Origin of the sequence: Peptoniphilus sp. GNH (genome assembly GCA_021307325.1) — a bacterium.
Classification (GTDB): domain Bacteria; phylum Bacillota; class Clostridia; order Tissierellales; family Peptoniphilaceae; genus KA00134.
Genome location: CP089931.1, coordinates 507436 through 530594, shown reverse-complemented (window position 1 = coordinate 530594; position 23159 = coordinate 507436). Strand labels below are relative to the sequence as shown.

Below are 23159 nucleotides of genomic sequence, written 5' to 3'. Positions count from 1 at the left end.
CCGGAAGACCGGTCCTTTTTTAATGCAATAATCTAAGTTAAGATTAAGCTAAAATATATATTTTACAGTGAATTTACTTACTTATAATTTTGATTTGGCGTTCGATAAATGAAATGCCTACTTGAGCAAAGTCGTTTAAGCTTTTCAATCTGATGAAATTTTGACCAAAAATTTTTTTGCATGAAGGGAGGTCTTCATCTGCAGATGAAAAAATACAAGCTACATGAAAACCGCTTTTTCTAAGTTCATAAATTGCTTTTGCAGTATCGTTTATAGCTGCTTGCGCTTCGTAGTCTTTTTTAAATAACTCTCCTTTTTGCTTTGCCATGGCTTGCATATCTCTGGGTTTTGCATCAGTAAATATAATTAAGAGCTGTTTTTCGAAAATTTTTTCTGAGAAAATTTCTTTAAAGGCTCTATAAATTAGCCCATCTCTATTCCAACCACTTGGAAAATAAGAGAATATATTTTCTAAATTATCATCTTCTGAATTTTTTAATTTTGTCAAAATTTCATAATTGGCATAGGATGAGTAAGAGAATATATTAAATTTGACTTGAGACTTCCTAAGGGCAAGGGCTAGTATATAAGCTTGTAGGCTTATAATTTCTGAAGATGCCACTCTGGAGGCTGAGGAATCCAGCAAAATATTTACTGTCAGATTGGGACTTGGACCTTCTTCTTTTAGCTCGAAAACTCTTTTTGAAATTTTTACTTCGCTCTTCCATATTTTTTTAGAGTTTAATCGGCCTCGACTTGATTTTTCGTATGTAGATAGTCTTTCTCTTTCGAAAAAAGCATCTAAGGATCGTGAAAGTTTTTTGGCTATTAAAAGGGCTTGTGACTTGTGCTCAAGAAAATAACTTACATTATTTTGTCTTTGATATGCTCTTTGATTTTGAGCCATAAGAAGGCTTTTTTTATTATTTGTATCGGAATATTCGGGACCATTTGTCAAGCGAATTTTAAAATATTTGTGGATTCCTGTGCAAACTTTTGAATTTATATAATTTTCTTCTCTTTCTGAAATTGACGACTTGCCATAAATTGATTCTATATAAGCCTCTAGCTTACGTTCTCTAATATTAGGGAAAAAGATGTAGGATGATTTTCTCTTATCTGAATGTGCAGGAGATTTTACTTTTTCGATGCCGGGCAAGCTTGTAAAATTGTTCAATATACTTATTTGAGGAAGAGCTAACTTTATTTTATGCAGAAATCTGTCAAGTATTAGCAAAGTTTTAGAATGCCCATCTCTAAATCCAAAATATTCTCTAATTATTGAAAGAAATCTTTCCTCAATTTCTGAGGAACTTATATCAATGGGAAATTTTAAAAGTGCATAAGTTAGTGCTTCTTTTTTATCTAAAAATGACGGTATTTGACCAAGACATTCTTTTTTATAGGCTTCTAAAAGGGCATAGGATTGTGGATCTCTTAGATAGAGCTTGCGTCTTTTGTACTCAAAATTTTTTTTGAAAAAATCTTCTGCATTTATCAATCTAAGTTTGGCAATTAATGGCCTTTTCGGAAGTTCTTTTTGATAAACCAAATTTTCTAGCATTATCCAAGCCAGAGTATCATACCTATACTCTTGAAATCTGCCTTGCCAATTATAAAAAAGATTTTTTATAAAATGTGGACCATAATATTTATAGGAAAGTCCTATTATGAGGTTAGAATAAATATCGAAATTACCCTCAAAGTCTTTGGCAGTGTACTCAGGAAGAAATGAGTAATCATTTGAACCATTCCAGACTTGATTATAAATGCGCCGATCTAAGCGAGTCAGAATTTTTTCCATTTTATTTAGCCTTTAGAACATCCGAAAAACTCATCTTTGAAGAAATTCTAACTTTTATAAGATCTTCTAAAAGAGTCCTCTCAAAGTGGTCGAAAGATTTATTTATAAGCCCAAGTTTTAGAGCGTCAAAAGGATTAAGACCAACTTCAATCATATCAAGAGAATAGAGCAATCCTCGTATATCTAGGGCATTGGATGAAATTTCTCCAGCTTGATATTTTGTTAAAATATCAGAAAATATATTTGCAATTTCTTCCAAAAAACCTGCCATCATATTTTTGTGGCGTGAAGTTATAAGTTCAATGAGATTTTCTCTGCTTATTATAGGTAGGCGAATAACTACAAATCTAGACAAAAGAGCCTCGTTAAGAGGTCTTGTGCCAGCGTAATCTTCATTCATTGTAGCTATAAATCTACAAGCTGGATGGATTTTTATACTGTCATATCCTGGTATGTCTATTTTCCTTCTATGGTCAAGACTTGCGTGCAAGACTGAAAGGGCTTCATTTTTTGCCATATTTATTTCATCTAAAATAAGAAATCCGCCTTTTTGAGCAGCTAGGCTGACAGGGCCTGGTCTAAAAAAGACCTGACTATTTTTAAAAGAGTCGCATCCTAACAAGGATTCGGAGTCTGTGTTTATATTTATCGATACATTATACACAGGCCTTTGAAAAAGTTTTGCTAAATTTAAAGCTAAAACATTTTTACCAGTTGATTTTTCACCTACTAAAAGAAGGTTTTTACCTGCTAGAATAGCAGAAATAGCCTCTTGCCAAATATCATCTCCTAAAAAAGTAAGCTCTGAATCAGAATTTAGATAGCAATCTTTCTCATTCTCTTTTAAAAAATTGTCAAGAGCATTTTCACATAAAGGGTCAAGCGTCAAATTATAAAGAGTTTTCATTAAATCCACCTCTAAAGACATTCTATCAGATAAAAGTAATAAGTTAAATACTTATTTAATCGAAGCCAAATAATAAATCCTTTTACTTTAAATGCCACAAGAGCAAATAAGAGTGTATTTTTCGCCAAATTAGTGATATCATATATTTAGAAAATAGATGGAGGACAGTATGAATAAAAAAGTTAAAAACATTATAATATTTGCCATATTTCTTTTGCTGCTTTTTGTTTCGACATTTACAAGACAATTTAGAACGAATATATTGTGGCCTGACAAATACAATGTTGAACCTGAATTTTCTGGTTTACAGTTCAAAGATCCGTCAGAAATTGAAGGGTTGAGTATAAGCAGATCCATTGAAAATAACGGCAACACTGATCTTATAAAAATGGATATATCCTTTAACTATAAGGGTCAAGATTCAATTTTAAGAATTTTAGGCACACCACAAAGAGAGCTTTTCTTAAATGGAGCAACAAGACCTGTTCTTTCAATTACAAAGCTAAAAGGAGACTATGAAAAGATAAATCAAGTACTCTTTTCAGAAAAATTAAAATACAAAGATTTTTATAAGAAAATTCCTAACTATAATTTTCAACCTGTGTCAGTTGTTAAAATTCCTCTGACAGCACAAGAAGAAAGCTATCGATTCACCTTATACGCACTTCCAAGAAATTTGTTTTACAAGAACAAGGGCATAATAGCTTACAATAGCGTATTTGTGACCAATGCTAGAGTTGAAAAATATGTCGATCAAATGGGGGATATAAGCCCTGACAAACAAACTTTTCAACAAAATGGCTATTACGTAAACACCATTGAAGTCGCAAATAGGTCATTGGTAAATAGAATAAAGTTGCAAAATACTTTGGCTCATATAGTATTTTTTGCAGCTGTTCTTGCAACCTTGTCACATATTTGGCTAAATCGCAAGAACGTGTCAAAAATATATGTTGTCCTATTTTATTTGATTATACTAGGATTTTATAGGGTGCTAGGCTTGGGAGCAAGCATGGCAGGTATTTTGATAATTGCACCAATTTTGGCATATATAGCAGCCTTGGCTTGCAAGCTTATGGATAGGGATAAAATGATTATCAAGAAAAAAGATTTTAAGCAAGCTTTGATTTTCACAATCGCTTTTTATGTAGTACTGCTTATTATCGTAATAATTCCAAGAGCCATCTATTAAAAATAAAACCGTTCGAAAGAACGGTTTTTTCTTTTAGCAAGATTTTAAAAAAACATAAAATTTCTTGTATACATATAAAATTTAAAGAATTAAATTGTGATAAATTTTTAAAATTTATAAAAAACTTATAATTGAATTTCTAGTAATTGTATTTTCAATTCTGCTATTATATAATGAAAATGAAATAAGGAGGTAAACATGAAAAAGAAAACATCACTGACTGCTATTATTTTAGCAGGAGCTTTGCTACTTGTTGGTTGCGGTGGACCAAAAGATGGTGGCAACAAGAAGAATGAAAAAGCTAATGAAAAGGCAGCTGGCCAAGAACAAAAAGGTGAAGCAGCAAAGTCGGAGTTAAAGATAGGATTTGTTACTGACGAAGGCGGTATCAATGACCAATCTTTCAACCAAGGAGTTTGGGAAGGTATCAAAAAAGCAGAAGCTGATTTTGGTGTAACTACTACATTCGTAGAATCAAAGACTGCTGATGAATACGCTCAAAACCTTGAAACAATAGCAGATCAAAATCCTGATGTAGTAATCGCTGCAGGATTTAAGATGGCAGACGATGTATTCGCATTTGCTCAAAACAACCCTGAAATCAAGGTTGCAGTTGTAGACGTTGACCCAACCGCTATGGTTAAAGACGGAAAGCCTCTTACAGCTCCAAACAACATTTTGGGACTTATGTTTAAGGCTAACGAACCATCATTCTTAGTTGGTTATATAGCAGGGCTTACAACTGAAACTAACAAAGTAGGTTTTGTTGGTGGACAAGAATCTCCACTAATCAGTGCTTTTGACTATGGTTATAGAGCAGGTGTTGCTTATGCAGCACACGAAAAAGGAACTCCAGTTGAATGTAGCGTTCAATATGTAGGAAACTTCTCAGAAGCTCAAAAAGGTAAGTCAATAGCAAACACAATGTTCCAAAACGGTGCAGATATAGTTTATCATGCAGCTGGTGGAGCAGGAGACGGTGTTATAAACGCTGCTCAAGAACAAGGCAAGTGGGCTATCGGTGTTGATAGAGATCAAAACTCTTTGGCACCTGATAATGTATTGACTTCAGCTATGAAGAATGCAAATGTTGTAGTTTATAACCTAATCAAAGATATTGTTGAAAAAGACAACTTTGAAGGTGGAAAGACTAACGTATATGGTCTTAAAGATGAAGGCGCTGTAGGTATCGCTCCTACAAGTGATAAGAATGTAAAACCTGAAGTTCTTGAAAAAACTAAAGAAATAGAAAAGAAAATCATTGACGGAGAAATAGTTGTTCCTGACAGTGAAGAAACTTTCAATCAATTCCAAGCAGGTTTAAAATAAGTAAATGGAATCAAGAAGGGTTAATCGAAAAGATTAATCCTTCTTTTTTTATTTTCATTTTATATCTTTAGCCAAAAAGAAATAAAAAATTCCAAAATTGCAAAAGCTTATAGTATAATATTTAATTATAGGAGGAGATTGCTTTGCCTGAAGTTGAAAATAACATTTATTCTGTTGAAATGAAAAATATCACCAAAAAATTTGGTGACTTCACTGCAAATGATAATATTGATCTCATGGTAAAAAAGGGCGAGATTCACGCTCTACTTGGTGAAAATGGAGCTGGAAAATCTACGCTTATGAATATTCTCTATGGTCTTTATTTGCCAACCAGTGGGGACATATATATCAATGGGGAGAAAGCTATAATTAGAGATGCTAATGATGCTATTAAGTATGGATTAGGTATGGTGCATCAGCACTTTATGCTCGTAAATCCATTTACGGTTGTGGAAAATATTATACTCGGGATGGAGCCGACAAAAGGGCTCAAGCTTGATATGAAAAAAGCTAGGGAAGATGTGACATCCCTATCAAAAAAGTATGGACTATACATAAATCCTGATGAAAAAATCGAAGATATAACTGTGGGTATGCAGCAGAGAGTAGAGATTTTAAAAACTCTGTTTAGGGGTGCAGATATCTTAATTTTTGATGAGCCTACAGCTGTACTGACTCCTCAGGAAATCGAGGAATTAGGAAATATTTTAAAAGCATTAAAAGAAGTCGGAAAGACAATCATAATAATAACCCATAAGCTAAAAGAAATAAAAGCCATGGCTGACCGATGCACCATCATAAGAAGGGGAAAGAAAATAGACACAGTTGATGTGGACAAGGTAACTGAAAATGATCTAGCAGACATGATGGTAGGAAGAAAGGTAACTCTCACAGTAAATAAGGAAAAAAGAGAGGCCATGGATACTGTATTGGAAATAAGGGATCTTGTGGTTAAGGATTCCAGAAAATTGAATATAGTAAATGGCTTGAATTTGGACTTAAAAAATGGAGAAATCTTAGGAATTGCCGGAGTCGATGGCAATGGACAGTCCCAGTTAATAGAAGCCCTTACTGGACTTTGCAAGGCTGAATCTGGTTCTATAAAGATTCATGGAAAGGAAATGTTAAACAAGACTCCTAAAGAAATACACGAAGCTGGTTTATATAACATTCCTGAAAATAGACAAAAAAGAGGATTAGTTTTAGAGTTTTCTGTTGCTCAAAATTTAATTCTAGAAAATTACAATCAGGAGCCCTTTGCCAAGGGGTGCATTTTGAATGAAAATTCCATATCTAAAAATGCTCAAGAATTGATGGAGAAATTTGACATAAGACCCAGAAAGGAGTCTTATCCAGCTGGCTCTCTTTCAGGAGGCAATCAACAAAAGGTCATAATAGCGAGAGAAATTACTCAAAATCCAGACATTCTTCTAGCAGCTCAACCGACAAGAGGCTTGGATGTAGGGGCAATAGAATATGTGCACAGGTTTTTAGTAAATCAAAGAGATGCAGGCAAGGCTGTTCTTCTCATATCTTTTGAGCTTGATGAAATATTTGCCTTATCAGATAGAATAGCTGTAATCTATGAAGGCAAGATTTTAGATATTAAGAAGGCTGATGAAACCGATGAAAAGGAAATTGGATTGTTGATGGCAGGGGGAAAAAATGAAGAAAAATAGACTGTTTTATACCCTAGTGTCAATTATAATAGGATTACTTGTAGGATCTTTGATATTGATTATAAATGGTACTAATCCCGTAGAAGCTTATAAAATTATTATTTTAGGGGCAATTGGCAAGCCTAAATATATAGGTTGGACACTTGTAAATGCTATGCCAATTATTTTGACAGGCATTTCTGTAGCCTTTGCTTTTCAAACAGGACTTTTTAATATTGGAGCAGAAGGACAATTTATTGTTGGCTCAATAGCATCTTGTCTTCTTGGAATATTTTTAAAACTTCCACCAATTGTGCATGCCGTAGTTTGCCTAATAGGAGGAACCTTAGCTGGGGCTATTTGGGGAGGTCTTGTAGGTATTATGAAGGCCAGGTTTACAGTTAACGAAGTTATATCGTCAATAATGTTAAACTGGATAGCCTTCTATGGCAGCAATCACCTCTTGTCATATCCAGCTATAAGAAAACCAGCATCTGATTTTTCCTATCCTATAAGGGACACTGCATCGACTATGGTTTTACAACACTGGAAGGTATCCAAGGAAGGATTGGAATTTTTTAAAGATCACAAAATTTTAAAGGGATTTTTGAATCCACCAATTAATTGGGGGATTATAGTTGCAATACTTGTTGCTATATTGATTTGGTTTGTTTTAAACAAGACAACCTTAGGATATAGACTAAAGGCGGTTGGATTTAATAGGTACGCCGCAGAATATGGTGGGATAGATATCAAAAAATCCACAGTTGTTACCATGACAATATCTGGCGCAATTTCTGGACTTGCTGGAGCTTGTATGATGCAAGGAGTTTCTTTGAGCTTGGTTCAAATGGGAGGACAATTGGGATATGGATTTAATGGTATGGCAGTTTCACTTATTGCTGCCAATAATCCTATATTGTGTATACCAGCAGGACTTCTATTTGCCGGACTTAACTATGGTGGAACTAAGCTTACTACACTTCCAGGAACTTATTCGGAAATTACAAAAGTAGTAATAGGCTTGATTGTATTTTCAATTTCTATGCCAAATCTTTTGGATATAATAAAAGGAATTTTTTCAAAAAAAGCTGCTAAGGGGGAAAATAAATGAATAATATAGCTATAATTTTGAGTATAACTCTTCTTTATTCGACACCTTTAATTTTTACAGCTTTAGGCGGCGTTTTGAGTGAAAATGCAGGAATTGTAAACATAGGCCTTGAAGGTATGATGTCTGTTGGAGCAGTTACTGCTTCTATAGTTGGATTTTATGTAGGAAATCCTTGGATAGCTTTTTTAGCAGGTGGCTTGGCAGGTTGCGCCATGTCTTTACTCCATGCAATCGCGACTGTTTCATTTCAAGCAGATCATGTTGTATCTGGTATAGCTTTGAACTTGATAGGACCAGGTTTATCATTGCTTTTATGTAGATTGTTCTTTGAAGGAGCAGCTATGTCTAAGCCGATACCTTTTGAATCAAAAATGCAAATAATGTTTAAAGATGTATTTCCAGATGGCTCAGTAGTAGGATCAATTTTGAATCAATATCCTACGGTGTATCTGGTTTTCATCTTAGTTCTATTGGTTTGGTTTTTACTTTATAAGACAAGACTTGGCTTGAGAATAAGATCAGTCGGAGAACATCCAGAAGCTGCTGAAACCTTGGGAATAAATGTATATTTTATAAAATATATTTGTGTTCTGGCATCGGGATTTCTAGCTGGACTAGGCGGAGCGTCTATGTCTCTTGCAATTGTTTCATCATTTAGAGAAACATTGATATCTGGCCAAGGATTTATAGCTTTGGCAGCAGTAATTTTTGGAGGATGGAAACCGCAGGGAGCTATGCTTGCATGTCTGCTATTTGGAGCAGCTCAAGGACTTTCCGTGTACTTAGGATCTGTAGGAATGAATATAGATGCAAATCTACTTTCTATGATTCCTTATGCAATTACATTAATCGTTCTTATTGCCTTTGTAAAAGGATCAAAGGCACCGTCAGCAGATGGCAAGCCTTATCAAAGGGCTAAGTAGGATAATAGATATTTATTTTTTAAAAGGGCTTATTAAATTAAGCCTTTTTTTATTGCAACAAGTCTTATCCTTTTTAAAAAATAATTCTTTGATTCGAAAAAACTTTAAAAATAAATTTTATAACTATTTAAAACAATTAATTAAAGGATAAATAGAAAATATATTAATAATTTTAGAGAAAAAACGAATTACGCAGATATTTTAGTTAATAAATTTAATGAATATAATTAATATATTAAGTCAAAAAATAAATTTATTTTGCTATTTTGATAAATGGTGATATAATATAAAAAATATTTTTTAAGGGAGAGATGAAGATGAAAAAAAAGTTAGTGGTTTTGCTATCCGCACTTCTGTTACTTTCAGGATGCGGCACAAGCAATAATGCAGGAGAGAAAAAACAAGAGGCGAGTGCAGATTCAAGTGAGGTTATAAAACTTGGAGGTATAATTCCAAAAAGTGGACCTGTTGCCAATTATGGTAACTCTACTGAAAATGGAATTAAGATGGCAGTAGAAGAAATAAACGAAAATGGTGGAATCAACGGAAAGAAAATTGAATATATTTCCGAAGATGACAAGGGAGACTCAACCGAAGCCATGAATGTCTATTCGAAATTTGTTGAAAGTGGAGTAAATGGCATAGTAGGACCTATAACTTCAAAGCCAGCCTTGGCAGTAGCTGAAAATTCTGTAAATGATGGAATACCAGTAGTAACACCGACAGGAACTATGGAGTCTATTACCGAAGGAAATGGAAATGTATTTAGAATATGTTTTACTGACCCAATGCAAGGACTTTTGCTTGCTAATTTTGCATCAGGAAAGCTAGGAGCAAAGACTGTTGCTGTTTTGAGGAATAATTCGTCAGACTATTCAAATGGAGTTTCAGATAAGTTCATTTCAAGCTGCAAGGAAAAAGGACTTGAAGTCTTGGCAGACGAAGGATATGGAAGTTCTGATAAAGATTTCAAGGCACAGTTAACCAATATTAAGAGCAAAAATCCTGATGTACTTTTGATTTCCGATTATTATGAAAATAACATTGTTGTTGTAAGACAAGCAAGAGACCTAGGACTAAAATCAACTATAATAGGTCCTGATGGATGGGATGGAGTGCTTGGCGTTGTAGCAAAGGGCGAAGAATCAAGCTTAGATGGAATCTATTTCACTAATCACTATTCAGTAAAAGACACTAAAGAAGTTGTCAAAAACTTTGTAGACAATTATAAATCTAAGTATGGCGAAGATCCTTCTGCTTTTTCAGCTTTAGGATATGATGCGATTTATGCTTATAAAAACGCATTCGAAAACACAAAGTCCATGGACTATAAGGATGTAGTTGAAGCTCTTAAAAAAGTTGAAATTGAAGGAGTTACTGGTTCTTTGAAGTTTGGAGAAAATAACAATCCTATTAAATCGTGTGCAATAATGAAAATTCAAGATGGTCAATATATTTTGGATTCATATGTAGGAGCTGAATAATTATAACGGCGGCTTGTGTGGCCGCCTTATATTTTTAAAAAGAAAGGTGGGAATAGCTTAAATGGATTTTATACTTCAGATTTTTAATGGCTTACAACTAGGGTCCATATATGCCCTTGTTGCTCTTGGCTATACCATGGTTTATGGGATTGCTCTGCTTATTAATTTTGCTCACGGAGAAATTATAATGGTGGGGTCATATACAGCTGCATTTACAATTATTTTATTTTTGAGCAATATGGGTCTACCTCTTTGGTTGTCTTTTATACCAGCGATAATTGTATGCACTATTTTGGGAGTTTTGATTGAGAGAATTGCTTATAAGCCTTTGAGAAATTCTCCCAGGATTTCCAATTTAATAACAGCCATAGGAGTGTCGCTTTTACTACAAAATTTAGTTATGAAACTTTTTGGTGCTGGAGCAAAATCTGTGCCTTCAATATTCCCATATCCTCCTATAAAAATTTTGGGACTTGAAATACCGATAGTTACCATAGTAACTATTTTAATGACTGGAATTTTAACTTTTTCACTTACACTTTTTATGAAAAATACAAAGCAGGGCAAGGCTATGATGGCTGTGAGCGAGGACTATAAAGCATCAGAACTTGTGGGAATAAATGTAGATACAAGCCTTACTCTGACATTTGCCATAGGATCAGCCTTGGCTGGCGTGGCATCAGTTTTATATCTGGGGGCCTATCCTCAAGCCCAAGCTCTAATGGGATCTTTGCTGGGGATAAAGGCTTTTACAGCTGCTGTAATAGGTGGAATAGGACTAATCCCAGGGGCGGTGCTTGGAGGACTTTTGATTGGCATAATAGAGGCCTTGACAATAGCTTATATTTCAAGTAGATTGGCAAATGCAATAGTCTTTGGCATATTGATTATAGTTCTTCTGGTAAAACCTGCTGGTCTATTAGGAAAGAATGAGAGGGAGAAGGTATAAATGAAAAAACAAAAAATTGGAATGTATATAATAACTCTTATTCTTTTGCTTGCCTTATATGGAATTATTTTGATTTTAAATAATATTGGAATTGTAAATGGCTATGCCCTTACAGTTCTTAGACTGGTTTGTATAAATATAATACTTGCAACTAGTTTAAATATTACAGTAGGTAACCTTGGGCAAATAACCTTGGGTCATGCAGGATTTATGTCAATTGGAGCCTATGGTGCGGCGCTTTTTATGAAAGCAGGATTTGTACATGGACTTACTGGATACATTATATCCCTATTTTTGGGAGGCATTTTAGCCTGCCTTGTTGGAATAATAATTGGTATACCTGCCTTGAGGCTAAAGGGAGATTATTTGGCAATTGTCACTCTCGCTTTTGGTGAAATAATAAGAGTTTTGATTGAATATTTTGACTTTACTGGGGGAGCACAGGGACTAAGTGGAATACCAAAGATGAAGAGCTTTGATTTGATTTATGTCATAACTTGCATCTGTGTTTTTTGTATGTATAGCTTCATGACTTCACGACATGGCAGAGCCATTTTAGCAATTAGAGAAGATGAAACAGCCTCGGAAGCATCTGGAGTAAACACCACTTATTACAAGACTTTGGCATTTGCGATATCAGCTTTTTTTGCTGGAATTGCAGGAGCTATCTATGCACAAAACATAGGAGTAATTGACGCCAAGGTGTTTGACTATAACAAGTCTTTTGATATTTTGGTAATGGTAGTTTTGGGTGGCATGGGTTCTTTTACAGGAGCTGTAATATCTTCAACTATATTGACAATCGTTCCAGAACTTTTGCGTTCATTCTCAAGTTACAGGATGATTGTATATTCGCTTGTATTGATTGCTATGATGATTTTTAGACCAGAAGGCCTTTTGGGAAGACGTGAATTTATGCTTTCTAAAGTTCTCAGATTGGTAAGCAACGGAAATGAAAAGTTCAAGCGAAAAGAAAAGGCGGGTGAAGACGATGACTAATCTAGTTTTGGAATGCAAAAATGTAGGTATCCAATTTGGTGGACTAAAGGCTGTGTGGGATTTCAATTTAAAAATAGAAAAAGGACAGCTTTATGGCCTCATAGGACCAAATGGTGCAGGAAAGACTACCGCATTTAATCTTATAACAGGAGTCTACAAGCCAAGCTGCGGAGAGATTTATCTAGATGGAGATAGGATTGATGGATTTGAAGTTACAAAAATAGTAAACAAGGGTATTGCCAGAACATTTCAAAACATTAGACTTTTTGACAATCTTAGTGTGTTGAATAATGTTAAGATAGCTCTCAATTCTTATATGTCATATGGAATACTAAGCGGAACATTTAGAATGCCTAAATTTTGGAAGGAAGAAATTTCTGCAAATGAAAGGGCTCTTGAAATTTTAAAGATTTTTGACTTAGATAAATATTCTACTTTACCAGCAAAAAGCCTTGCTTATGGTCAACAGAGAAAACTAGAAATCGCAAGGGCTATGGCTACAAGACCTAAATTACTTTTACTAGATGAGCCAGCAGCTGGCATGAATCCGACAGAAACAGAAGAGCTTATGGCAACTATTAAACTTCTAAGAGATAAATTTGATGTGACCATACTTTTGATTGAACATGACATGAAATTGGTCTTGGGAATATGTGAAAAGCTTCTAGTTTTAAATTATGGTAGCCCGCTTTGTGAAGGAGATCCTAGAGAAGTTATTAATAATAAAAAAGTTATTGAGGCCTATCTCGGAAAGGGGGCTGGCAGTCTTGCTTAAAGTTGAAAACTTAAATATATACTATGGAAATATACATGCGATAAAAGGAATAAGTTTTTCGGTTGAGGAAGGAGAAACTGTATGCCTTATTGGAGCAAATGGAGCAGGAAAGACTACGACCTTGCAGAGCATTTCAGGACTAATTCCCATAAAAAGTGGAAGCATTATTTTTAAGGGCAAGGATATTTCTAAAGAAAAAGCTCATATCATAACTTCTCTTGGAATAGCTCAAGTGCCAGAAGGAAGAAGAATTTTTACTAAACTCACAGTAGAAGATAATCTTTTACTGGGCTCATATATGTATAAGCGTGTAGATGATGAAATCCTTGAAAGAATATTTGAAAGATTTCCAATTTTATTTGAAAGAAAAAAACAATTAGCAGGTACTCTTTCAGGAGGAGAGCAACAAATGCTTGCTATGGGAAGAGCCCTTATGACAAGACCAAAACTTCTACTCTTGGATGAACCTTCCATGGGTCTATCACCACTTTTTGTGGAGAAAATTTTTGAAGTAATTGAACAGCTAAAAAAAGAAGGAACAACCATCTTACTTGTGGAACAAAATGCTGGCTTGGCACTTGAAATAGCGGATAGGGCCTATGTGCTCGAAACAGGAAAAATAGTAAATGAAGGACAAGCTGAGGATTTAAAAAATGATGCTAGTCTTAAAGCTGCATATCTTGGAGAATAGGTTTTTAAAATATATAATTTTAAATAAAATCAAATATAAGTATTTTAAGAAGATGATCAAGTTATTGGGGGTCATCTTTTTAATTTTAAAATATGAGTTTAAATAAAATTGAAGAAATTTTGCAAATAGACTATACTTAAATAACTTGAGGAGGTATACATGACTAAAAAAACGGAAGGATTCTCATCTGTATTTGGATTTATCTTGGTGGCAATCGGGTTGGCACTTGGCATAGGCTCCCTATGGCGTTTTCCATATGTAGTAGGAGAAAATGGAGGTGCTATATTTATAATAACCTATGTTTTAATAATCCTCTTAATCGGAATTCCACTTATGTGTGCAGAAGTTACGATAGGATTTAACACTCAAAAGACAGCCATTTCAGCCTATAAAAAACTAAGCCCCAAAAGTAAGTGGTATATGGCAGGGTATTTGCACACACTTGCAGCAATTTTGATATTAGGCTATACTGCTCCAATCTATGCCTGGATAGTGAAATATGTCATTGCCTCTATAAATGGTGACTTTATAAATCTAAACACAGAGGGTATTGTAAATTATTTTAATAATTTCAGGGGAGATTACAACAAAGTATTCATCTTATTTTTTGCAAATTTAATATTAAATGGACTTGTAATTATATTTGGAATCCAAAAGGGCATTGAGAGAATTTCTAAAATACTTCTGCCCTTGTTATTTGCAATAATGGCGATTATAATAGTCCACTCTTTGAGTTTGGCTGGAGCAAGGGAGGGATTAGAATTTTTATTTAAACCTGATTTTTCTAAATTCACCTTGTCATCACTTGTTATTTGTCTAGGACAAGCATTTTTTGCCTTGGGGCTTGCCATGCTCGGCTCTATGGTATTTGGTTCTTACATAAAAGATCCAAAAGAAAAAATTTTTAAATCTACAAGCATTATATGTTTGGCACTTATAATTGCAGGTGTGCTTGCTGGTCTTATGATTATACCAATTGTGTTTTCAACAGGACTTGAGCCAAATGAAGGAGTGGCGCTGACTTTTTTATCTCTCCCAAGTGCCTTTAACATGATATCCTATGGCAGAATTTTTTCTATTTTATTTTATATAGGATTTTATATAGCGGCTTTCACATCAAGCGTAGGAGTTCTAGAAGCAGTGGTCGGTCTTTTTATGGAGGAATTTAAAATTTCAAGAATCAAAAGTTTGATTTTTGCATCTATAATAGTTTTGATTATAGCTTATTTTTCCATAAACTATGACTTTGTGTTTAACTTTTTAGATAAACTCGAATCCAATTATATTCTTGTAATAGGATGTCTTTTAATAACAATATTTTCGGCTTATGTTTGGGGAATTGATAGACTGGTTGAAGCGGCAAATATTAAAAATCCATTTGTAAAGATTTGGATGACACTTTCTCTTAAATATATAAGTCCCATTCTGATTACAATAATTTTTATAACTAATTTTTTGAATAAATAAAACAAGGCAGAATTAATTTTGCCTTGTTTTTATTTGCATTAGAATAGTATAAAAAATACCCAAGCTTCATGTAGAAGTTTGGGTATTTCGCATTTTAGAATTGATTTGCTCAATGCGTTTATTTGAGCTATTACATATTCTTTGAGTAGAATTCTACTATTAATTGGTCTTCGATTTCTATAGGAACATCTTCTCTTTGTGGAAGTGAAACCAAAGTAGCTTTTAAATCTTCATCTTTTGAAATGTAAGGATAAGAAGTTACAAATTGAGTTTCATAATTTGTTTTGAAAAGATCTACCTTTCTTCCTCTAGCAGAAAGGGCAATAACATCTCCTTCGCCACATCTGTATGAAGGAATATTCACTTTTTTTCCGTTAACTGTAACATGACCATGATTTACCATTTGTCTTGCTTGTCTTATAGAAGAAGCAAATCCCATTCTGTAAACTAGATTGTCAAGTCTTCTTTCTAGAAATTGAACAAGAGCTGGACCAGTTTGTTCTTTTGACTTTTTAGCTTCCTTAAAGAGGTTTACGAATTGTCTTTCTAAAACACCGTAATAAGCTCTTAGTCTTTGCTTTTCAAGCAATTGCTTACCATATTCAGTTAACTTCTTGTCGCTTCTTGCAGTACCCTTCTTGGCACGTCTCATTGCCTTTGGATGGCCACATACATTTAATCCTAATCTTCTAGATTGTTTAAATCTAGGCACTATCATTCTTGCCATTTTACACCTCTAATTTTATTATTGCCGCGATAAATTTAGAGCCGTAAGTATTATACATGAGATTGCGATATTTGTAAATGAAAATTAATAAAAATATCTTGAATTGTATGCTCGGCACACGTTTTGAAATAAGATGGCTAAGTGATATAATAACCTAAATGTTTTAGGAGGTAAATATGTCGATCCTTTTTAAAAATATTACATATTTGGATTTAGAAAACGAAAAAATTATAGAAGATATAGATATTTATGTCAAGGACAAGAAAATAGAAAAGATTGGAAAAAATTTAAGCCTTGATGCTGATGAAATGTACGAAGGCAAGCTAAAATTGCTCGTACCAGGTTTTTGCAATGCACATTCTCACATAGGCATGGCAGGGCTTAGAAACTATGCTGATGATATGGATTTGCAGACTTGGCTTAGTGATAAAATATGGCCTGCCGAAGCCAAATTCGACGCTGAAGCTATTTATTGGTTTAGTCTTTTGTCGATTCTAGAAATGATAAAATCTGGCGTAACCTCCTTTTGCGATATGTATTATTTCATGAACTCTGTTGCCAAGGCGACCCAAGAGTCTGGCATGAAAGCTCTTCTTACAAGGGGCATGATGGATATTGATGGGGTGGATAGGTCAAATGATATGTGGAATCTTTATAAAAAATATAACCACAAAGATGATAGAATTATAGTAGCCCCAGGACCGCACGCAATCTATACATGCTCAGATGAGTATTTATTGCAGATGAGGGATATGGCTTTAGATATGAATGGAATTATAAATATTCATCTATCAGAAACCAAAAAAGAAGTGGAGGATTGCCTAAGTATAAATGGAAAAAGACCTCTAGAACATCTTTTGAATATAGGATTTTTTGATGGACTTCATGTGGTTGCTGCTCATTGCACCCATCTAAGTCCTAAAGAGATAGAGCTTTGTAGACAATTAGATATTTATCCCATATATAATCCTAGCTCAAACCTAAAACTCGCATCTGGATTTACACCCGTAAAAAGTATGTTAAAAAGCGAATTGAAGGTAGGCTTGGGCACAGATGGTTCATCTAGCAACAACAATCAAAATTTTGTTGAAGAAATACATTTGGCGTCTTTAGTAAGTAAAGCTGTTGAGGAAGATTCTAAGTGTTTAAGCTCTATAGAAGTTTTGAAAATGGCAAGTAGAAATGGTCAGCTGGCTTTGGGATTTTGCGATTCTGGACTTATAAAAGAGGGATATAGGGCCGATTTTGCAATATTTGATTTGGACTCACTAAATTTTACGCCTGCAAATAATTTAATCTCTGCTTTGACATATAGTGCATCAGCTTCTGATGTATGTGCGACTGTCGTAGATGGCAGCTTTCTCATGAAGGATAAAAAAGTGCTGAGTCTTGATGAAGAAAAAATAAAAAGAAAAGTAATAGAAAATGTAAATAGAATTTTTAATAAAGGAGAATAAAATGGAAAAAAAAGTTGTGTACTCAGGGATACAGCCTTCTGGATCTTTGACTTTGGGAAACTATATAGGAGCTCTTACAAATTTTGGCCCCCTACAAGATGAATATGATTGCATATATTGCATAGCTGATGAACATGCAATTACAGTTGCGCAAGAACCTAAAAATTTGAGAAAAAATACACTTGATGTCTTGGCACTTTATTTAGCTGCTGGTTTGGATCCGGAAAAATCTATAATATACATTCAATCGCATGTGCCAGAGCATGTTGAGCTTATGTGGTGCTTGAATACAATAACATCCTTAGGACAATTACAAAGAATGACTCAATTCAAGGATAAGTCACAAAAAGTTAAGGAAATAGAGGCGGGGCTTTTAAATTACCCCGTTTTAATGGCAGCAGATATTTTATTGTATCAAACTTCTTATGTGCCAGTAGGAGAGGACCAAAGACAACATATAGAAATGACTAGAGATCTCGCACAGAGATTCAACTCCAGATACTCAGAAACATTTGTGATGCCAGAAATAATGGCGCCCAAGGTTGGAGCCAGAATAATGTCTTTGCAAGATCCAAGCTCAAAAATGTCAAAATCTGATCCAAATAGCGATGGCTATATATTAATAATTGAGGATGAAAAAGAAACAGAAAAGAAGATAAAAAAAGCCGTGACAGACTCTCTCGGAAAAATCTCTTATAATGATGAGCAAAAGGGTCTAAAAAATCTCATAGATATCTATGCAGTTTTATCTAAAAAAACTCCTGATGAGATTGTTAAACAATATGAGGACAAGGGCTATGGGGAATTTAAAACTGATTTAGCAAGAGTTGTAAATGACAGTCTAAGACCTATAAGAGAAAAATATCAAAAAATAAGAGAAGATAAGGCTTACTTGGAAAATGTATATAAAGAAGGAGCTCAAAAAGCTAGAAAAATTGCAAGTAAAACTATGGCTAAAGTATATAGAAAAATGGGATTTATAGCGAGGTAAATATGGCAAAACTATTAAATAGAAATGAAGTTTTAGAAAAAGAAAAATGGGATTTAAAAAGAATATATGAGAGTGAAGCACAGTATGAAAAAGATTTAAAAGAGGCATTAGAACAAGCTACTAACTTAGAAAAATACCAAGGTAAAATCAAAACAGAAGAGGATATTTTAGATATTTTAGAAAAATATGAGGAACTAAAAATTAAAATAGATCATTTATCCCATTATGTGGATCTTGACTATTCAGTTGATATGGGAGACGAAAAGAGAAAAACTAGATCTATGAATTTTTTGAAAATAGACTCCGAAATAAGTCAAAAAACGGCATATATAGAAAATGAAATAGCCGATGTAGACGATAAAATCTTGGATAAAATAATAAATGCAGAAAATAGGTATTCAGATTATATAAAAGATATAAAAAGAAGAAAACCTCATCTTTTGGATCCTAAAACAAAGGATTTGGTAGAAAAGTTCTCCTATGTACTTTCTGCCCCTTATAGACTTTATTTGGAAATGAAGTTATCCGATATGAACTTTGAAGATTTTGAACTAAGTGGCAAGAAATATGAAAATTCCTTTGTACTCTATGAAAATCACTACCAATATCAAATAGACACAGACCTAAGAAGAAAGGCATTCAAATATTTTTCAAAGGCTCTATCCCACTATAAGAATACTTTTGCAAGTGTCTATGATACTTATTTGCAAGCGGAAAAGACAATTGCAAAATTAAAAGGTTTTGACAGCCTTAAAGAATATCATTTATTCATTCAAGATGTAGATGAAGATCTTTATAACAGACAATTAGATGTAATAATGGAAGAACTTTCCAAGCATATGAGAAAGTATGTAAAAATTTTAAAGAAACTATATAAGCTAGACGAAGTAAGATTTTCAGATATGAAATTGCCTATAGAAATCATAAAAGGTGAAAGCTATAAATTTGAAGATAGCAAACCTATTGTAAAAAAAGCCCTTCAAGTTATGGGGGATGATTATTTAAAAATTGCGATGTCAAGTTTTGACAACAGATGGGTTGATTATGCTTTAAATAGAGGTAAATCAACGGGGGGATTTTGTGCATCTCCATATAAAAAAGATGGATTTATCCTCATGTCTTGGACAGGCGGTCTAGATGATCTTTATACACTTGTACATGAAATTGGCCATGGAGTGCATTTTCATTTTGCGCAAGCTGAAAACTCTTATTTTTCTCAAGAACCCTCTCTATATATAATAGAAGCTCCATCAACAATGAACGAAGTTCTTTTGTCTAAGGCACTTTTACAAGAAGAAAAGGATGACAAGAAAAGAGCACAAATAGTGGCAGCTATGATATCAAATACTTATTATCATAATTTTGTAACACATTTTCTAGAAGCTTACTATCAAAGAGAAGTCTATAAGCTTGTAGATAGCGATCAGGCGATAACCGAACCTGTTTTGTCAAAATTATTTAAAGACACTTTGAAAAAATTCTTTGGAGATGAGCTGGTAATAGATGAAGGGGCTGAGCTAACATGGATGAGACAACCTCACTATTACTCTGGACTTTATTCTTATACGTATTCGGCAGGGCTAACCATAGGCACACTCATGGCAAATAAAATTTATGAAAATAAGGAAAGCTACAAGGACTGGATTGAAGTTTTGAAATTGGGTGGCAAAAAAAATGTAGTTGAGATGGCTAAGACAGCTGGAATAAACATTAAAGACGACAAGGCTCTAAGAGAGTGCATAGATTTTGTTGGAGAGATGATAGATTTAATTGACAAGGCTATTTGACTTGACAAAAACTAAGGTTTGATATTAGAATTATGTAAATATGTGCTATAGAGAAGAGGAGTAGATAATTAGAGCTTTCAAGAGAGATGACGTTTGGTGAAAGTCATTAAGCTTTTATTTTCGAAGGTTGCTTTTCTGCATTTCCTATGGAAACGATGATTACGTTATAATCCAAAGTGCCGTTTAGACGGAATTAAGGTGGTACCGCGTCCCCTCGTCCTTATAAGGATGGGGGGATTTTTATTTGAGGAGGAATTATGAAAGAACTTGCAAAAAATTATCAACCCCATGATTTTGAAGACAGACTCTATAAATTTTGGCTGGACAAAGATTATTTCAGAGCAAATATAAACAAGGATAAAAAACCATTCACTATTGTTATGCCGCCGCCAAATGTAACAGGTCAGCTTCATATTGGGCATGCTATAAATAATACAATTCAAGATATTTTAATAAGATACAAGAGAATGAAGGGCTTTGAAGCTCTTTGGATTCCAGGCACAGATCACGCATCTATCTCTACTGAAGCCAAAGTTGTAGAAAAATTAAAATCTGAAGGCAAGACCAAACAGGATATAGGAAGGGAAGAATTTCTAAAAGAGTCTTGGGATTGGACTCATAAATATGGAGGCATAATAAATGACCAATTAAAAAAATTGGGAGTTTCTTGTGACTGGTCAAGGCAAAGTTTTACTCTTGACGACAAGTTATCCAAGGCTGTTGGAGAAGTGTTCATTAGATTATATAAAAAGGGACTAATTTACAGAGGAGATAGGATTATAAATTGGTGTCCTAATTGTAAGACGGCTGTATCCGATGCGGAAGTGGATCACCATGACCATGACGGATTCATTTGGTATTTTAAATACCCTCTAAAAGAAGGAGATGGATTTATAGAAATTGCAACTACAAGACCAGAAACTATCCCTGGAGATTTGGCTGTTGCTGTAAATCCAAAGGATGAAAGATACAAGGACTTGGTTGGCAAAAAGCTTATAATACCAATAATAAATAGAGAGATTCCAATAATTCAAGATGAGTATGTAGAAATGAAATTTGGATCTGGTGCGGTTAAAATAACTCCTTCCCATGATCCAAATGACTTTGAAGTTGGAGCAAGGCACGAGCTTGGACAGCTAAAAGTAATTGATGACGATGGAAGATTAAATGATCTTGCAGGAAAATACGCTGGAATGGACAGAAAAGAAGCCAGAAAGGCAATAATAAAAGATTTTAAAGATGCTGGTTTCTTTGTCAAAGAAGAAAAGCATAAAAACGCAGTGGGCCACTGCTCTAGATGTAATGAAACAATTGAGCCTCTTCTTTCAAAACAATGGTTTGTAAAAATGGAACCTTTGGCAAAGCCTGCCTTGGAAGCCTATAAAAATAAAGAGCTTAAATTTATTCCTGAAAGATTTGGGAAAATATATACTCATTGGCTAGATGATATAAAGGACTGGTGTATATCAAGACAACTTTGGTGGGGTCACAGACTTCCCGTATACTATTGTAATGAAACGGGCGAAACAGTGGTTGATTTGGAAAATCCAGAGGGAAGGCCAGGATACGAGGGCAAAACTTTCACACAAGATCCAGACACTTTAGATACTTGGTTCTCATCAGCTTTGTGGCCATTTTCAACTTTGGGTTGGCCTGAAAAGACTCCAGATTTTGAATACTTTTATCCAACTGATGTATTAGTTACAGGATATGACATAATTTTCTTCTGGGTAGTGAGGATGGTATTCTCAGCCCTTGAGCAAACAGGAGAAGTGCCTTTTAAGGATGTTCTCTTAAATGGACTTGTAAGAGACGCGGAAGGAAGAAAAATGTCCAAGTCACTCGGAAATGGGATAGATCCTCTAAAGATAATAGACGAATATGGAGCAGATGCATTAAGATTTACACTTGTAACTGGAAATTCTGCAGGAAATGATACGAGATTTTCAAAAGAAAAGGTTGAAGCTAGTAGAAATTTTGCCAACAAACTCTGGAATGCAACAAGATTTTTGATGATGCATATTGGATCTGAGGACCTCGACATTAAACTTGAAAATCTAGAAGATGAAGACAAGTGGATACTGACAAAACTTCAAAGTACAATAGACAATATGACAGAAAGACTGGATGTTTATGACTTGGGAAGTGCTGCAAATGAAATTTATGACTTTACATGGTCACAATTTTGCGATTGGTATATAGAAATGGTAAAGCCTAGACTATTTGGTGATGATATAGATTCAAAAAATGCAGCAAAAGCAAGCCTAATATATGTACTAAAGGCTATAATAAGGCTCCTTCATCCTTACATGCCATTTATAACAGAAGAAATTTGGCAACATATATTTGCAGATGAGCAATCTATAATGATATCTTCTTGGCCAGAATCAAAGAAGGAACTTGTTTTCGAAACGGAATCTTATGCCGTTGAATATATACAAGAAGCAATAAGGAAAATTAGAAATTTGCGTTCTGAAATGAATATTGAAGCAGGCAGAAAGTCAAAAGTTTTAATAGCAACGTCAGATGAAAGGATTAAATCAATTTATATTTCTAATGAATTGCAACTTAAGAATCTCGGCTTTGCAAATTCTATTGAGTTTGTAGAAAAGGCTCAAATAAGTCCGGAAAACAATGTAAATATTGTTTTGGACAAGTCAGAAATATTTTTACCACTTAGGGATTTAATAGATTTTGAAAAAGAAAAGGAAAGATTGAAGAAAGAGGAGGAAAAAACTCAAGCTGAAATTAAAAGGGCCAAGGGAAAACTTTCTAACAAATCTTTCACTGACAAGGCGCCTAAAGAAATTGTAGATAGCGAAAGAGAAAAGCTTGCTAAATACGAAGAGATGCTAATTACTATTAGATCTAATATAGAAAAATTAAAATAAAATTAAGGATCATC

At 34.1% G+C, this 23159-nt stretch carries 18 protein-coding genes and 1 other annotated feature; of the genes, 15 read left to right on the top strand and 3 right to left on the bottom strand.

The window, feature by feature from the left end; all coding sequences use genetic code 11:
• Positions 1 to 73: 73 nt before the first annotated feature.
• Positions 74 to 1804, bottom strand: a complete 1731-nt coding sequence (locus tag LV469_02685; GenBank protein UHR03212.1) for a hypothetical protein — start codon at positions 1802 to 1804, stop codon at positions 74 to 76.
• A gap of 1 nt (position 1805) precedes the next feature.
• Positions 1806 to 2711, bottom strand: coding sequence for a MoxR family ATPase (locus LV469_02680; GenBank protein UHR03211.1), 906 nt, complete (start codon positions 2709 to 2711; stop codon positions 1806 to 1808).
• Positions 2712 to 2880: 169 nt separating this feature from the next.
• Here LV469_02680 and LV469_02675 point away from each other — a divergent pair, with 169 nt between their 5' ends.
• The 11 genes from LV469_02675 to LV469_02625 all read left to right on the top strand — a co-directional run bounded on the left by LV469_02675 (position 2881) and on the right by LV469_02625 (position 15292).
• On the top strand, positions 2881 to 3903 hold the full coding sequence (locus LV469_02675; GenBank protein ID UHR03210.1) for a hypothetical protein: 1023 nt from the start codon (positions 2881 to 2883) through the stop codon (positions 3901 to 3903).
• Positions 3904 to 4101: 198 nt separating this feature from the next.
• Complete coding sequence (locus tag LV469_02670) at positions 4102 to 5232, top strand: BMP family ABC transporter substrate-binding protein (GenBank protein ID UHR03209.1); 1131 nt, start codon at positions 4102 to 4104, stop codon at positions 5230 to 5232.
• A 179-nt stretch (positions 5233 to 5411) separates the two neighbouring features.
• Positions 5412 to 6911 carry an ABC transporter ATP-binding protein gene (locus LV469_02665; protein ID UHR03580.1) on the top strand — a complete coding sequence of 500 codons (1500 nt, stop codon included), beginning with the start codon at positions 5412 to 5414 and terminating at the stop codon, positions 6909 to 6911.
• Positions 6898 to 8004, top strand: a complete 1107-nt coding sequence (locus LV469_02660) for an ABC transporter permease (GenBank protein ID UHR03208.1) — start codon at positions 6898 to 6900, stop codon at positions 8002 to 8004. Before LV469_02665 ends, LV469_02660 begins: the two co-directional genes overlap by 14 nt.
• Complete coding sequence (locus LV469_02655; GenBank protein UHR03207.1) at positions 8001 to 8927, top strand: ABC transporter permease; 927 nt, start codon at positions 8001 to 8003, stop codon at positions 8925 to 8927. Before LV469_02660 ends, LV469_02655 begins: the two co-directional genes overlap by 4 nt.
• Before the next feature lie 317 nt (positions 8928 to 9244).
• On the top strand, positions 9245 to 10411 hold the full coding sequence (locus LV469_02650) for an ABC transporter substrate-binding protein (GenBank protein UHR03206.1): 1167 nt from the start codon (positions 9245 to 9247) through the stop codon (positions 10409 to 10411).
• A gap of 61 nt (positions 10412 to 10472) precedes the next feature.
• Entirely contained in the window at positions 10473 to 11360 is an 888-nt protein-coding gene (locus tag LV469_02645; GenBank protein UHR03205.1) for a branched-chain amino acid ABC transporter permease, read from the top strand.
• Entirely contained in the window at positions 11361 to 12359 is a 999-nt protein-coding gene (locus LV469_02640; protein UHR03204.1) for a branched-chain amino acid ABC transporter permease, read from the top strand.
• Positions 12352 to 13134: an ABC transporter ATP-binding protein gene (locus tag LV469_02635; GenBank protein UHR03203.1), complete on the top strand. Its 783-nt coding sequence runs from the start codon at positions 12352 to 12354 to the stop codon at positions 13132 to 13134. The genes LV469_02640 and LV469_02635 overlap by 8 nt, the downstream gene beginning before the upstream one ends.
• On the top strand, positions 13127 to 13825 hold the full coding sequence (locus LV469_02630; protein UHR03202.1) for an ABC transporter ATP-binding protein: 699 nt from the start codon (positions 13127 to 13129) through the stop codon (positions 13823 to 13825). The genes LV469_02635 and LV469_02630 overlap by 8 nt, the downstream gene beginning before the upstream one ends.
• A 159-nt stretch (positions 13826 to 13984) precedes the next feature.
• Entirely contained in the window at positions 13985 to 15292 is a 1308-nt protein-coding gene (locus LV469_02625; protein UHR03201.1) for a sodium-dependent transporter, read from the top strand.
• Between the two features lie 130 nt (positions 15293 to 15422).
• Here the strand turns inward: LV469_02625 and rpsD are convergent, their stop codons facing one another.
• On the bottom strand, positions 15423 to 16019 hold the full coding sequence (gene rpsD / locus LV469_02620; GenBank protein UHR03200.1) for a 30S ribosomal protein S4: 597 nt from the start codon (positions 16017 to 16019) through the stop codon (positions 15423 to 15425).
• Positions 16020 to 16195: 176 nt separating this feature from the next.
• Between rpsD and LV469_02615 the strand changes: the two genes are divergently transcribed.
• The 4 genes from LV469_02615 (at position 16196) to LV469_02600 (ending at position 23145) form a co-directional block, all read left to right on the top strand.
• Complete coding sequence (locus tag LV469_02615) at positions 16196 to 17476, top strand: amidohydrolase (protein ID UHR03199.1); 1281 nt, start codon at positions 16196 to 16198, stop codon at positions 17474 to 17476.
• Between the two features lies 1 nt (position 17477).
• Complete coding sequence (trpS, locus tag LV469_02610; GenBank protein ID UHR03198.1) at positions 17478 to 18467, top strand: tryptophan--tRNA ligase; 990 nt, start codon at positions 17478 to 17480, stop codon at positions 18465 to 18467.
• Positions 18468 to 18469: 2 nt separating this feature from the next.
• Positions 18470 to 20254, top strand: a complete 1785-nt coding sequence (pepF, locus tag LV469_02605) for an oligoendopeptidase F (GenBank protein ID UHR03197.1) — start codon at positions 18470 to 18472, stop codon at positions 20252 to 20254.
• Between the two features lie 38 nt (positions 20255 to 20292).
• Positions 20293 to 20479: a binding site (T-box leader), on the top strand.
• Positions 20480 to 20511: 32 nt separating this feature from the next.
• Positions 20512 to 23145 (top strand): valine--tRNA ligase, encoded by a 2634-nt coding sequence (locus LV469_02600; GenBank protein UHR03196.1) that lies wholly within the window; start codon positions 20512 to 20514, stop codon positions 23143 to 23145.
• Positions 23146 to 23159: the final 14 nt, after the last annotated feature.